The sequence below is a fragment of the Streptomyces sp. 8N706 genome, assembly GCF_052245415.1.
Classification (GTDB): Bacteria; Actinomycetota; Actinomycetes; order Streptomycetales; family Streptomycetaceae; genus Streptomyces.
The window spans coordinates 1-12,659 of record NZ_JBQQBW010000065.1; the positions used below are offsets into that span (position 1 = coordinate 1).

12 protein-coding genes and 3 pseudogenes are annotated in these 12,659 nt (G+C 69.7%); 7 read left to right on the plus strand and 8 right to left on the minus strand.

From position 1 onward, the window contains the following. Positions 1-261 precede the first annotated feature (261 nt). A pseudogene (locus tag ACTWQE_RS22320) lies at positions 262-1,322 on the plus strand (IS630 family transposase); the annotation flags it as partial. Between the two features lie 22 nt (positions 1,323-1,344). Here ACTWQE_RS22320 and ACTWQE_RS22325 read toward each other — a convergent pair. Both ACTWQE_RS22325 and ACTWQE_RS22330 read right to left on the minus strand, forming a co-directional pair. Continuing rightward, entirely contained in the window at positions 1,345-1,977 is a 633-nt protein-coding gene (locus tag ACTWQE_RS22325; RefSeq protein ID WP_443330794.1) for a response regulator, read from the minus strand. Continuing rightward, on the minus strand, positions 1,974-3,113 hold the full coding sequence (locus tag ACTWQE_RS22330; RefSeq protein ID WP_443330795.1) for a GAF domain-containing protein: 1,140 nt from the start codon (positions 3,111-3,113) through the stop codon (positions 1,974-1,976). The genes ACTWQE_RS22325 and ACTWQE_RS22330 overlap by 4 nt, the downstream gene beginning before the upstream one ends. A gap of 204 nt (positions 3,114-3,317) precedes the next feature. Here ACTWQE_RS22330 and ACTWQE_RS22335 point away from each other — a divergent pair, with 204 nt between their 5' ends. The 5 genes and pseudogenes from ACTWQE_RS22335 to ACTWQE_RS22355 form a co-directional block, all read left to right on the plus strand. Beyond that, entirely contained in the window at positions 3,318-4,964 is a 1,647-nt protein-coding gene (locus ACTWQE_RS22335) for a long-chain fatty acid--CoA ligase (protein WP_443330796.1), read from the plus strand. A 49-nt stretch (positions 4,965-5,013) separates the two neighbouring features. Further along, on the plus strand, positions 5,014-5,349 hold the full coding sequence (locus ACTWQE_RS22340) for a hypothetical protein (protein ID WP_443330797.1): 336 nt from the start codon (positions 5,014-5,016) through the stop codon (positions 5,347-5,349). Then, positions 5,346-5,696, plus strand: coding sequence for a DUF485 domain-containing protein (locus ACTWQE_RS22345; protein WP_443330798.1), 351 nt, complete (start codon positions 5,346-5,348; stop codon positions 5,694-5,696). The genes ACTWQE_RS22340 and ACTWQE_RS22345 overlap by 4 nt, the downstream gene beginning before the upstream one ends. A 5-nt stretch (positions 5,697-5,701) precedes the next feature. Continuing rightward, positions 5,702-7,285 (plus strand): solute symporter family protein, encoded by a 1,584-nt coding sequence (locus ACTWQE_RS22350; protein WP_443330819.1) that lies wholly within the window; start codon positions 5,702-5,704, stop codon positions 7,283-7,285. Positions 7,286-7,572: 287 nt separating this feature from the next. After that, positions 7,573-7,716, plus strand: a pseudogene (locus ACTWQE_RS22355) (haloacid dehalogenase type II); the annotation flags it as partial. 58 nt (positions 7,717-7,774) lie between these two features. On the opposite strand, the gene ACTWQE_RS22360 reads toward ACTWQE_RS22355, so the two are convergent. From ACTWQE_RS22360 to ACTWQE_RS22380, 5 genes and pseudogenes are all read right to left on the minus strand, one after another. Beyond that, positions 7,775-8,047: a TetR family transcriptional regulator C-terminal domain-containing protein gene (locus ACTWQE_RS22360; protein WP_443330799.1), complete on the minus strand. Its 273-nt coding sequence runs from the start codon at positions 8,045-8,047 to the stop codon at positions 7,775-7,777. 7 nt (positions 8,048-8,054) lie between these two features. Continuing rightward, a pseudogene (locus ACTWQE_RS22365) lies at positions 8,055-8,670 on the minus strand (IS5 family transposase); the annotation flags it as partial. Between the two features lie 5 nt (positions 8,671-8,675). After that, entirely contained in the window at positions 8,676-9,056 is a 381-nt protein-coding gene (locus ACTWQE_RS22370; protein WP_443330800.1) for a VOC family protein, read from the minus strand. A gap of 193 nt (positions 9,057-9,249) precedes the next feature. Continuing rightward, positions 9,250-9,933: an alpha/beta fold hydrolase gene (locus tag ACTWQE_RS22375; RefSeq protein ID WP_443330801.1), complete on the minus strand. Its 684-nt coding sequence runs from the start codon at positions 9,931-9,933 to the stop codon at positions 9,250-9,252. A 15-nt stretch (positions 9,934-9,948) separates the two neighbouring features. Further along, the gene (locus tag ACTWQE_RS22380; protein ID WP_443330802.1) at positions 9,949-10,569 is read right to left on the minus strand and encodes an isochorismatase family protein; all 621 of its coding nucleotides are present in this window, start codon (positions 10,567-10,569) and stop codon (positions 9,949-9,951) included. A 137-nt stretch (positions 10,570-10,706) separates the two neighbouring features. Between ACTWQE_RS22380 and ACTWQE_RS22385 the strand changes: the two genes are divergently transcribed. Next, positions 10,707-11,585 carry a LysR family transcriptional regulator gene (locus ACTWQE_RS22385; protein ID WP_443330803.1) on the plus strand — a complete coding sequence of 293 codons (879 nt, stop codon included), beginning with the start codon at positions 10,707-10,709 and terminating at the stop codon, positions 11,583-11,585. Positions 11,586-12,017: 432 nt separating this feature from the next. Here ACTWQE_RS22385 and ACTWQE_RS22390 read toward each other — a convergent pair whose 3' ends face one another. Then, complete coding sequence (locus ACTWQE_RS22390) at positions 12,018-12,647, minus strand: class I SAM-dependent methyltransferase (protein ID WP_443330804.1); 630 nt, start codon at positions 12,645-12,647, stop codon at positions 12,018-12,020. Between the last annotated feature and the right edge of the window lie 12 nt (positions 12,648-12,659).

Genomic DNA, 12,659 nt, shown 5'->3' on the forward strand with positions numbered 1-12,659 from the left:
ACCTCCGCGATCGACCAGGCCATCGCCATTGCCGGTGCCTCCCTCGCCGGGCCGGTCTCTCCGGCCACACACATGACCGTAGAAGTTGCCGCAACGGAAAGCGCAAGCCCGAAGCCCTGTTGGACAGACACCAGGGCCTGACCCGTCGGACAGGCCCTAGTGAGCTGGTCTTGAGGTCTGGTCTCGCCACATGAGTCGTGTTCTGTTTCAGATCACGGCTCCGCCGGTGACAGTCACGGTGGTCTGCGGTCTGCTGTTGCCATGGGGGACAACAGGCTGGAGCCGCTGGTGTTATCCGAAGCCGAGCGGCTGACATTGCAGGGGTGGGCCAAACGCCGAACAACCGCGCAGGGTCTGGCGAAGCGGGCACGGATCGTGCTGGCGTGTGCCGACGGGCTGAGCAATACCGCGGTGGCCGCGCGGCTGGAGACCGACCGTAAGACAGTGGCCCGGTGGCGAAGCCGGTTCCTGCGTGACCGGCTCGACGGTCTGAGCGACGAGCCGCGCCCGGGGTGCCATGCACCATCACCGACGCCCAGGTGGAACAGGTGGTGGTGCGCAGCTTGGAAGAGGTCCCAGCCGGGGCGACGCACTGGTCGAAGCGGGAGCTTGCCAGGCGGGTGGGGATCTCGCCCACAAGTGTGCTGCGGATCTGGCGGGCGTTCGGGCTGCAGCCGTGGCGGACGGACTTCAAGATCTCCCCGGATCCGCTGCTGATCGACAAGATCCGTGACGTGGTGGGCCTGCATCTGGCGCCGCCGGCGAACGCGGCGGTGTTCGCGGTGGACGAGAAGCCGCAGATCCAGGCCCTGGAGCGGACAGCGCCGGTGCTGCCGATGCTGCCCGACACCCCGGAGCGGCGCAGCTTCGACCACGTCCGGCACGGCACCGTGGACCTGTTCGCCGCCCTGAACACCGCCACTGGCAAGGTGATCGGCAAGCTGTCCGCGCAGCACCGGGCTGTCGATTTCCGGGACTTCCTGGACGAGATCGACCGCCAGACCGAGCCCGGCCTGGCGGTCCACGTGATCTGCGACAACCTCTCCGCGCACAAGGCACCGGTGGTGCACAAGTGGCTGCTCGCGCACCCCCGGTTCGACCTGCACTTCACGCCGACGTACTCGTCGTGGATCAACCAGGTCGAGCGGTGGTTCGCCGAGCTGGAGCGGCGCTGCCTCGAACGCGGCGTGTTCTGCTCGCTCGATGAACTCAAGACCGCGCTCGAGGACTGGATCAAGAACTGGAACGACAACGCCCGGCCTTTCCCATGGACCAAGACCGCTGACCAGATCATCGACCGGATCTGCCGCTACTGCGACAGGATCTCTGGACCGGGACACCAGGCTAGAGGATCCCCCGCTCGCTGGCCCGCGCCAGCGCCTCGACGCGATTGCGCGCGTTCAGTTTCTCCATGGTCCGCTGCAGGTAGGTCTTGACCGTGTTGCGGGTCAGTCCGAGGACTTCGGCGATCTCCGGGTTGGTCTCGCCCATCGCCACCCTGCGCAAGATCTCGTACTCACGCCGGGTCAGTGAGCTCTCCTTGAGTTTCCTGGTGAGCACGACGTTCAGGTCGTGCTCGAGGTCGGCGCGGACCACCCGCTCGCCGGCGTTGACCCGTTGGATGACGTCCACCAGATCCGACCGCTCGGCGTCCTTGACGACCACGGAACGGGCACCGGCGCCGAGCGCCTCCTCCAGGGCGGCGTGCTCCGGATAGGCGGTGAAGACCACGACCTTGACCCCGGATGCGTGCGCACGCATCCCGCGGATCACCTCGGGGGCGAGCATGTCGGGCAGCCGGAGGTCGAGCAGGACGACGTCCGGCCGCAGTCGCTCGGCCGCGGCGATCGCCTCCCGACCGGAGCTGGCGTATCCCGAGACGGTGATCCACGAGGTGCTGCCCAGGGCCAGGGCGACGCCGTCGCGGACGATCGGGTGATCGTCCACCACCAGCACGCGGACGGTGGGTTCGCTCATGCCGGCACCCACGCCTGAACGGTCACCCCGCCGTCCTCGTTACGGCCTACGGTCACCCGGCCCCCCACTCGCTCCAGCCGCTCCGACATGGCCGGGAGGCCGAGTCCCTCGGAGATCTTGCCGCCCTTCCGCGGCAGGCCGACGCCGTCGTCGGCGATGGTCACGGCGACGCCCCCGGAGACGGCGAACACGCTCACCACGACGGACCGGGCCCGGGCGTGCTTCTCGACATTGAGCAGCGCCTCCCGCGTCGTGTCGGTCAGCGCCTTGAGGGGAGCGGCCGGCAGTCCCGGCAACTCGGTGATGGTGACCAGGCGCGCGATGATCCCGGTGCGCTCCTCGAAGGCGCGGCAGTCACCCCGCAGGGCAACCCCGAGGGCGACCTGCTCCGGTGACGCGCTCAGCGCGTGCAGGGAGGTCCGCAACGCGGCGGCGGCCTCGATGGCCTGCTCCTCGATGTCGCCCAGCCGCGCGTGCAGGGCGTTGTCGGACGGCAGCTCGGCGACCAAGGTGCTCAGGCCCGCGCCGATGGTGAAGAGCATGGCGCCCACGGTGTCGTGGAGGTCCAGCGCCAAGCGGCGGCGCTCCTCGTGGACGGCGACCTCGGCCGCGTGCCGGGCCCGCTCGGCGACGACTGCGGCGGCGGCGGCCCGGCTCGCCGCCTGCTCCAGTGCGTGGACGGTCTGGTCGCCGAAATGCGACTCCTCACGGTTTGCGCCGTAGAGGACCCCCAGCAACCGGCCCTCGTGGACAACCGGCACGGCGATCATCGCGCCCAGGCCCTCGGTCTCGGCCTGGACGTTGAAGTGGTGGGTGATGGTGCTGGAGCGGCGGTAGTCGCTGACCCACAGCGGGCGCCGACGCAGCAGCACTTGCCCGCCGAGGCCGCAACCGGTGGGTACGACCAGCCCGTTCACCGCGGGTGTCCGTGCGTTGACCGTGTGCCCGAGGACGAGCCGGTCCTCGCCGTCCGGTTCCCCCACCCACGCCACGTCGACGCCGCTGAGTTCCGGTACGTCATCCGCGATCCGGCGCATGGCGCTGGAACGGTCGAGCAACGCGAGGATCTGGCTGTCTTCCTCGGTGAGCTTATGCAGGACATTCCGCTGTGACCGGTTCCGGCGCCTGTCTGCCACGCCCCTCATCCTAGGTCGCCTCCCGCCCCGAGCACAGATCCGGACCCACCCACTCCGGTGCCGCCCATCCTCACCTGCGGTTGCTCCGGTCACCATCTCCGAATGGAGACCTCCGTCTTGATACCTCCGCATGGAGCTACCCCGCGCCCCGCTCTGGGCCCAGAATCGCGCCACTCACCGAAGTCGTCGGAGGAAACCGCACACATGCCCAGCCACACGCCCCTTCTCAGCACCATGCAGAACGTGCCGCTGCTGATCCGCAGGCTTCTCGAGAACGGCATGCACCTGCACGGCGACAGCAAGGTGGTCACGGCTACCGACCAGGGCACCAGGAGTGCGTCCTACGCCCAGGTCGGCCGCAACGCCGCCCGGCTGGCCCACGCCATGGCCGGCCTCGGCGTGCGGCCGGGCGGCCGGGTGGCCACCTTCATGTGGAACAACCAGGAGCACCTGGAGGCCTACCTCGCCGTACCGTGCATGGGCGCCGTGATCCACCCGCTGAACATCCGCCTCTTCCCCGAGCAGCTGACGTACATCGCCAACCACGCCGAGGACGACGTCGTCATCGTCGACGCCTCCCTGCTGTCTGCCTTCGTCCCCCTGCTGCCCGCCATGAGGACCGTGCGGCACGTGATCGTGACCGGGGAGTCCGATGCGTCGGTCGTGCCCGGCGGGACGGTGACCTTCCACGACTACGGACGGCTGCTGGAGGGCCTGCCCGAGACCTACGAATGGCCCGACGTGGACGAGGACCAGGCGGCGGGCATGTGCTACACCTCCGGCACCACGGGGCACCCCAAGGGGGTCGTCTACAGCCACCGTTCGCTGTACCTGCACTCCCTGGGCATCAGCCTGCCGGACCTCATGGACATCTCCGCCCGCGACCGGCTGCTCGCCATCGTCCCGCAGTTCCACGCCCAGGCGTGGGGGCTGCCGTACGCCGCGTTCCTGACGGGTGCCTCGCTGGCCATGCCGGACAGGTTCCTGGCCCCCGGCCCGCTCGCGGACTTCATCGCCGCAGCCCGCCCCAACAAGGGCGCTGGGGTGCCGACGGTCTGGCAGGGCCTGGCCCACCACGTCCAGCAGCACCCCGAGGCCGACATCTCCTCCCTGAAGGAGGCCATCGTGGGCGGCTCCTCCTGCCCGCCCTCCCTGATGCGGGCCTACGAGGACGAACTCGGCATCCGTCTGCTGCACGCCTGGGGCATGACCGAGGTGTCGCCCCTGGGCGCCCTCGCCCGCGCCCCCGAGGGGGCCGACGGCGAGGACGCCTGGAGGTACCGGCTCAGCCAGGGGCGCTTCCCGGCAACGGTGGAGGCCCGGCTCATCGGACACGACGGGTCGGTCCTGCCCTGGGACGGTGCGAGCGTGGGAGAGCTGGAGGTGCGCGGCCCCTGGATCACGGGCTCGTACTACCTCGACGACGACCCGGAGAAGTTCCACGACGGCTGGCTGCGGACCGGCGACGTGGGCACGGTCACCCCCGACGGCTACCTCACCCTCACCGACCGGGTCAAGGACGTGATCAAGTCCGGTGGTGAGTGGATCTCCTCCGTCGAGTTGGAGAACCACCTGATGGCCCACCCGGCCGTCGCGGAAGCGTGCGTCGTCGGCGTGCCCGACGACAAGTGGGGGGAGCGCCCCCTGGCCACGGTGGTGCTGCAGGAGGGCAGTGAGGCCACCTACGAGGAGCTGCGGGGCTTCCTCGCCGGGAAGGTGGCCGCCTGGCAGCTCCCGGAGCGGTGGGCGCTGGTCCCGGAGGTGCCCAAGACCTCGGTCGGCAAGTTCGACAAGAAGGTGCTGCGCAGCCGGTTCGCGGGCGGGGAGCTGGAAGTGGCCGTCATCGCCTGAGCCGTAGGCGCCCGTTTGGACCACCGCTCCCACCGCAGAACACACAGATATGAGCCGTTTCCGGATCTATCCTGACAAGGACCCCGAACCGGCCGCAGTCCTCCATCTCAGCCGGCTCGGCCACGTATTCCTGTACTCCGACGCGGAGTTGCGCCGGGCCATCGCCGAGCCCAGCGGGGAACTCGACGCGCCGGGCACCCTCCTGTCCCGCTGCACCGACTCCCTGCTCCGCTCCCGCGCCGCTGGTGAGTCCACACGCCAGGCACGGCGGACATGGGCCCTGCGTATGACCGCCGACCTCACCCGCGACGGCGCGGACGCCGGGACCGGCCGGCGGCCCGGGAGCTTCGTACGCCGTACCACCGACCTGAAAAGAGCGTCATGAGCCACGCGGCACCACCCCCCGGGCGTCAGGGGCCCCGCCCCGGCGCGGCGGCTCCCCCGGAGGCCGACCCGACGAGGCTGCTGGCCCAGCGCCTGCGCCCGGTCTTCGCCGTCACGGGCGCCGTCGTCGGCCTGTACCTGCTGAACGCCCTCCTCGCCGCCCAGGCGCGGGAATTCCTGGGCATCCAGGTCGTCGGCCCGCTGAACATCGGTCTGGCCCTCGGGCTGCTGCAGTGCGTCACGACCGTCTGGGCCGGCCGGTGGTACGCGCGACACGCCCAGGCCTCCCTTGATCCTCTCGGGGCCGGTCTGCGGGCTCCCTACGGGGGCCAGGAGGGCGAGCGGTGACCGCCATGGCAGAACTCGTGGCCTCCGAGCACTTCCCGGTGTTCACGGTCTTCACCACCTTCGTCTCCAGCGCGCTGTTCCTGGCGATCTGGGTGACCTCCGACCGGGTCACCCCCGGTGACTTCTACATCAGCGACGGCCGGTTGACCCCGGCGCACAACGGGATCGCCCTCTTCGGCGGCTACATGTCGGCCGCCACCCTGCTCGGGAGCCCGGGCCTCGTCGCTCTGGCCGGGTACGACGGCATCTTCCCGTATCTGCTGGGGCCGGTCGTCGCCTGGATCGTGATCATGCTGCTGGTGGCCGAGCCGTTCCACAGCACCGGGCGGTTCACCATCGGCGACTGCCTGGCGCGGCGCCTGCGTCCGCGCCCCGTGCACGCCGCCGCGGGGTTGGCGACGCTGGTCGTCTCGCTGATGTATCTGGTCGCCCAGCTCGTCGGCGCCGGAGCGCTGGCCGCACCGATCCTGGGGTTCACCGGCTCGGGCGCCCAGAAGGGCATCGTCGCGGCGCTGGGCGTGCTGATGATTCTCTACGTCGTGATCGGCGGCATGCGGGCGACCACGCTCGTACAGCTGGTGAAGGCCGCCTTCCTGCTGGGCGGGGGCCTCTTCCTCGCGTTCGTGGTCATGTCCCGGTTCGGCTGGAACCCGGCAGGCCTGCTGCGGAAGGCGGCGGACCAGAGCGGGGTAGGGGACCGCTTCCTCCAGCCGGGGCTCCGCTTCGGCGACGACGTCGTGAGCAAGGTGGATTCCCTGAGCCTTCAACTGGCGCTCCTCCTGGGGGCAGCCGGGCTTCCACACCTGCTCATGAGGCTCGGGGCGGTGCCCACGGCGCGCGCGGCGCGCGGATCGGTCCAGTGGGCGGGGCTTCTCACCCTGGTGTTCTGCCTCACAGCCGGCGTACTGGGGCTGGGGGCGGCGGCTCTGGTCGGCTCGGGCACCATCGCAGAGGACAACCCGACGGGCAACACGGCCACGCTCCTGCTGGCCGAACTCGTCGGCGGGCCCTTCCTGCTGACGCTGATCTCGTGCGTGGTGTTCACCACGATCCTCGCCGTCGTGGCGGGGGTCGTCCTGGCCGCATCCACGGCGCTGGCGCACGACCTCTATCAGGCCGTGCTCAAGCGGGGCACGGCATCGGAGAAGCGCGAGGTCATCGTCGCACGGAGCGCGGTCGTCCTGATCGGGCTGATCGCCACCGCCCTGTCGATGTACGCCCAGAACATCAACATCTCCTTCCTGGTGGGTCTCGCCTTCGCCGTCGCCGCGTCCGCGATCCTGCCGGTGCTGCTCTACAACCTGTACTGGAGGGGCTTCACGACCAGAGGTGCGACCTGGAGCATCTACGGAGGCCTGCTGTCCTCCGTGTTGCTCGTGGTCTTCTCCCCGGCCGTGTCCGGCGATCCGGCCGCCCTGCTGCCGGATTCGGACTTCGCACTCTTCCCGCTCCACAACCCCGCTGTGCTCTCGATCCCGATCGGGTTCCTGCTGGGCTGGCTCGGGTCCTTCCTCGACACGAGCGAGCGGGACGGGGCCGATATCGCCGAGACGCGGAACCGTATCCTGGCCGGTGTCCGCACCCGCTGAAGTCCTGTCCGGCCACAGGCGTCCCAGGCCGCACGCATACGACCCCTGGCCCGGTTGTCCGCCGGGCCGGGGGGCCATTCCCATGTCCGCGAGGCCCATGTCCGCGGGGCTCGCGTCCGCGGGGCTCGCGTCATTCACGGCGACGGCCGCGACCTCGCCGCGGTGCTGCCGGCCGACCTGCGCGAGCAGGTGGAGTGATCGAGAGCGACCGGGTCCAGCTCAAGGCCGTGCTGGCCAACTGCGCCGAGCTGGACGCCCTCGCCAAGCACGTGCGGACCTTCGCCACATGGTACCTGCGCGGAGCGCAGAGCCTCGGCCTGCGCTCCGCCTACGTCGCCCGTTCCGTCGGCGACCCGCCCACCTCCTCGGACCGGTTCGACCTGCACGCCGACGGCCTGGCCGACCTGGCCGACCAACTCGACAACGCCTAACGAGGACTGACGGCGCGCGAAAAGGACCGCCCCTGGAACGCTAACCAGAGCACCCTGATCAGAGAGAACACCGAGGTACGGTCAACTGACTTCTCGTTCTCGGCTTCCAGAAGCCGATGCATCGCTCGGTGGGCGCGGGCCGGTGCTTGCTGGTCGTGATGAGCTGCAGGGAGTGATTGAGAGCCAGCATGATCCCGACCAGCTCATACACCAGCTGGTCGGCATCGGTGTCCGGCAGGTCCCCGACGGTGGTCGCGCGCCGGATGTGGATGCGCACGTCGCGCTGCCACAACGCGTCCATGTCGGCGCGTCTGATCACGACCTCACGCATGCCCTGGCTAGGGCCTGTCCCAAAGTGAGGTCAGGAGCCAGTCGTTGCTGACGGCGATGTGGAGGATGGCTTCGTATCGGACGGCGAGTTTGTCGTATCTGGTGGCGACGGCGCGGTGGCGTTTGAGTCGGTTGATTCCGCATTCGACGGCGTGCCGGGCTCGGTAGTCATCCGGGCTGAACCTGGGAGGGCGGCCGCCTCGGCAGCCGCGGCTCTTGCGGTGTTGTTGTTGGTTGTTGGTCCGCTGGTTCGGGAATGGTGCAGGCGATGCCGCGTCGGCGCAGGTAGGCGCGGTTGGCTCGGGAGCTGTAGGCCTTGTCGGCCCGGACCTTGTCGGGCCGTGTGCGGGGACGGCCTGCGCCGATGCGCGGGACGTTGATGCCGTCCAGGACGGTCTGGAACTGGGGCAAGTCGCCGCGCTGCCCGACGGTCACGACCAGGGACAGCACCTTCTGGCTCTGTTCACAAGCCAGGTGAATCTTGGTGGTCAGCCCGCCGCGGGAGCGTCCCAGCGCGTGGTCGTCTGGTTCTGCCGAGAGGCCACCGGGCGGCTCTTGCTGCAGCCCAGGGTGTCGGCGGGCGCCAGCGGCGTGCTGGTGCGCCCGGGCGATCGTTGAGTCCACGAGCGTCAGAGTGGGTCGAGGCGGGCCTTGAGCAGGCAGAACTCATTGCCTTCGGGGTCGGTCAGGACATGCCACTGCTCCTCCCCTGTCTGGCCGATGTCGGCCGGGCGCGCACCAAGCTTCAGAAGGCGTTCGAGCTCGGCGTCCTGATCGCGGTCGGTGGCGTTGATGTCGATGTGCAGCCGGGATTTCCCCTTCTCCGGCTCATTACTGCGGCTGAGGATGATCGTCGGCTGCGGACCACCGAACCCTTCGCGCGGCCCGATCTCCACCGAGCCGTCGTCCTCGCGATCGAGCACGACGAAGTCCAGGACCTCGCACCAGAACCGCTCCAGCACCTCAGGGTCGCGGCAACCGAGCACGAGCTCACTGATACGACATGCCATAACGAAACCTGCTCTCAGCCTGGGAATTGGCGGGGAGGCCACACGCGAACCTCATGGCTCCCAGCAGCGAAAACAATCCCGCGACCGTACCGGACGAGGCGAGCACGGGTGAAATGATTTCAGGGTCGCCGCTGTCCGGGCAGCCGGGCAAGGCCGTTGGCCATGCAGTAGGGAAGCTGACTTCGAGAGTTCCTCAGCGGACGAACTCGTCGACCGTGCGGGAGAACAGCCCGGGTTGTTCGAGGTTCCAAAGGTGTCCGGCGCCCGGGATGATGCGCATAGTGGCGCCGGGGACACCGGCGGCGATCTCCCGGGCGCCTGACAGGTTCGACTGGTCCTTGGCGCCGTTGAGCACCAGTGTCGGGGCACCGATGTCACCGAGCCGGTCGCGCAGTTCGAGTCGGCCCAGACCTGTGAGCCCCGTGAGCAGCGTGGCCTTTCCCGCCCGGCGCAGGTCCTGCGCGGCCTGGTCCGCGTACTCGGCCCCACCGCCGGCGTACAGGCCATTGAGGACGTTCACGAGCATCCCCTCGGGCATCAGCCGCAGCATCAGGCGCTGTACGGAGTCCCGGCGCCGCCCCCGCGCCACACCGCCGGACAGGACCAGGCCCGCGACCTGAGCCGGCTCGGCGAGCGCAGTGAGCAGCGCGACGGAGACCGAGCCGGAGACGGCCACCAGGTGGACGGGCTCGGCCTGGCCGCGGAGCACCTGTCGTACGGCCGCGAGGGCTTCGTCCAGCGAGAACGGGCCCGGTGCGGCGCCGTGGCCGGGGAGATCGGGGGCCAGCACACGATGCCTGTCCCCCAGCTCCTCGATCTGCGGCCGCCAGGCGCGGCTGCTGGATCCGAACGCGTGCAGAAAGACGATGACTGCCACGTGATGCCCTTCAGATCAGCCGCGGTAGGCAGCGGCGAGCTGCCCCACGAGGGTGGCGAACGGCATGTCGAGGTCGCTGTACACCCCCGCGGCGTCCGGATGCGCGTTGTCCGCCAGGACCTCGACGGTGAGCGAGGCGTAGTCGCTCACGATGACACCCGCCTGCTGCAGGCGCAGCAGCCCCGTGGTCCGCTTGGTCTCGGAGAAGGTGCCGCACGCGTCGACGGCCACGTACGCGTCGTAGCCGCTCGCGGTCGCGGAGATCGCCGGGAATGCCGCGCACACCTCCAGCGAGACCCCCGCGATGATGAGCTTGCTGCGTCCGGTCGCCTCGATGGCAGCGCGTACCCGGTCGTCGTGCCAGGCGTTCACCGAGCTGCGGTCGATCACCTTCAGTTCCCGCGGCAGTACGGCCTGCAGCTCCGGAATCAGGGGTCCCCACATGCTGTCGGCGGCCGTGGTGGTGACGACAGTCGGAAGGTTCAGGCGCAGTGCGGCCTTGGCCAGGCCGGTGACGTTGTGCTTCAGCTCATCGACGCCGATGTCCCGTACGCCGGTGAAGAGACCGATCTGGTGGTCCACGAGGAGCACGGCTGCGTTGTCGGCCGTCAGGGGGGTGTGGAAGCGGTCCTGCATGTCTATCGCTCTCCTGTCGAGGTCTGCGTACGCGACGCTCGGTACGCGGAACCAGCATCGACACGCTGACCTGCTGGAACAACCGCGATCTGGCACACTTTCGGTGAGCTGGGCTCACCAATGGACGGGGCGGACGAGTGGAGAAGCACGAGATCGAGACCTTCCTGGTCTTGGCCGAGGAACTGCACTTCCGCCGCACGGCCGAGCGCCTGGGCCTGTCGCAGGGAAGGACCAGCCAGATCATCCGGAAGCTGGAGCGCCGCGTCGGCACCCCGCTGTTCGAGCGCACCAGCCGGCGCGTCGCGCTGACCCCGGTCGGGCGCCGACTCCGCGACGGGATCGAACCCGCCTACCGGCAGATCCAGCGGGAAATCGCCAAGGCGTCCGACGCCGGGCGCGGCATCCAGGGGACCCTCCGCGTGGGCTTCCTCGGCCCGGGGACCGCGCAGGCACTGACCGGGATCATCGAGGAGTTCCACGACCGCCACCCGGACTGCCGGGCCCAGCTCATCCTGGAAACACAGATCGACGACCACCTGGCGCCGCTGCGTGACGACCGCGTCGACCTGCTGGCCACCCTCCTCCCGGTGAACGAGCCGGACCTGACCGTCGGCCCGGTCGTCGTACGCGAGAGCTGGATGCTGGCGGTCTCCGCCGACAACCCCCTCGCGCGCCGCGACACGGTCGTCCTCGACGACCTGGCCGCCGACACGGTGCTCGCCGTCGACAGCGCCCCCGCGTACTGGCTCGACCAGCACCTCCCGCCGCGGACCAGCACCGGGCGGCCCATCCGCCGCGGGCCGTCGGTGACCACCTTCCAGGCGGCACTCGCCCTGATCGCGGCGGACGCCGGAATGCTCCCGGTCACCAGTCAGGCAGCCCTCTACTACCCCCGGCCCGACGTCGCCTACGTCCCCATAGCGGACGCACCGGAGGCCGCGTACGGGCTCGTCTGGCGGACGGCCGGCCAGAACGCGCGCATCCGCGCCTTCACCAGCATCGCCGCAGCTGCCTGATCGTTGTGCTCCCGGGGCACCGCGACCGGCTTGTCCCGCTGGGCCTGCTTCGCCCGCTTCGCATCCCGCCCCACAGCCCGGTTCCTCGCCCGGGCCAGCACCTTCGAACCGAGGCTAACTGGCGGGTTACTTGTCGGTTGGTTCGCCCTTCGTTACCGGCACGACGGCCGTGAGTTCAGCGTGACTGAGGGACTTTCACTGGGAACCCACGGCCTCTGCGGCAGGCAGGCTCGAAAGTGCGGTGGGCTCGTCGCCGCTGTACGGGCAGGATACGGGTGACTGGTGAGGTCGCATGTTCAGGTGTCGCGCATTCCGCAGACCGGCCTCATCACGGCAAGTGGTCGTGCGGCGAGGGCGTGAGACAGGTGAGGGTGGCAGAGGCCGGGAGGCAAGCGTGAAACGCAAGGTCGGATGCACGTGGCTGCCATGCTCTTAGCGGAGGCGGGCCAGCAAGTGGGCGTCGAGGAAGCCCCGCTCAGAAGCCGGGTCGTGGAGCAGCCGGGCGAACGTGACGAGCCCGGCCCCGGTCAGCAGCTCGGCGAACCGGTCCGCCGGCCAGCTATAGGCGGGCGTCACCTTGTGGTCGAAGCGGACCGGCTCGGGCCCGTCGGTCGCGAAGAACGAGACCAGGAGCAGGCCACCTGGTGCCAGGGCACGCGCCTGCTCGGCGAGCAGCGCGGGTAGTTCCCCAGGAGGGGTGTGGATCATCGAGTAGTGGGCCAGCACGCCGCCGAGCGCGCCGTCCTCGACTGGCAGGGCCTCCATCCGCGCCTCGTCGAACTGCAGCGTCGGATGGGCCCGCCGGGCGTGGTCGACCATGGCTGGGGAGAGGTCGAGCCCGAAGGCATCCAGCCCCAGGTCGTGCAGCATGGCCGTCAGATGTCCGGGCCCGCAGCCGACGTCGGCCGCCCGCGGGTTTCCCGTCCCGCGCACCAACTCGGCGAAGGTGCCGACCATGGCCCGCGCGAACGGCTGCGTCTCCAGCCGATCAGCGAACATCGACGCATACAGCTCGACGATCCCGTCGTAGGCCGCTCTGGTCCCATCCTGGTGCTCCACCACGGGAAGGAAATT

Coding starts and splice junctions, on each gene's coding strand:
- ACTWQE_RS22325 (WP_443330794.1), bottom strand. CDS start 1,977: ATGAGCGAACCCACCGTCCGCGTGCTGGTGGTGGACGATCACCCGATC.
- ACTWQE_RS22335 (WP_443330796.1), top strand. CDS start 3,318: ATGCCCAGCCACACGCCCCTTCTCAGCACCATGCAGAACGTGCCGCTG.
- ACTWQE_RS22340 (WP_443330797.1), top strand. CDS start 5,014: ATGAGCCGTTTCCGGATCTATCCTGACAAGGACCCCGAACCGGCCGCA.
- ACTWQE_RS22345 (WP_443330798.1), top strand. CDS start 5,346: ATGAGCCACGCGGCACCACCCCCCGGGCGTCAGGGGCCCCGCCCCGGC.
- ACTWQE_RS22350 (WP_443330819.1), top strand. CDS start 5,702: ATGGCAGAACTCGTGGCCTCCGAGCACTTCCCGGTGTTCACGGTCTTC.
- ACTWQE_RS22360 (WP_443330799.1), bottom strand. CDS start 8,047: ATGCGTGAGGTCGTGATCAGACGCGCCGACATGGACGCGTTGTGGCAG.
- ACTWQE_RS22370 (WP_443330800.1), bottom strand. CDS start 9,056: ATGGCATGTCGTATCAGTGAGCTCGTGCTCGGTTGCCGCGACCCTGAG.
- ACTWQE_RS22380 (WP_443330802.1), bottom strand. CDS start 10,569: ATGCAGGACCGCTTCCACACCCCCCTGACGGCCGACAACGCAGCCGTG.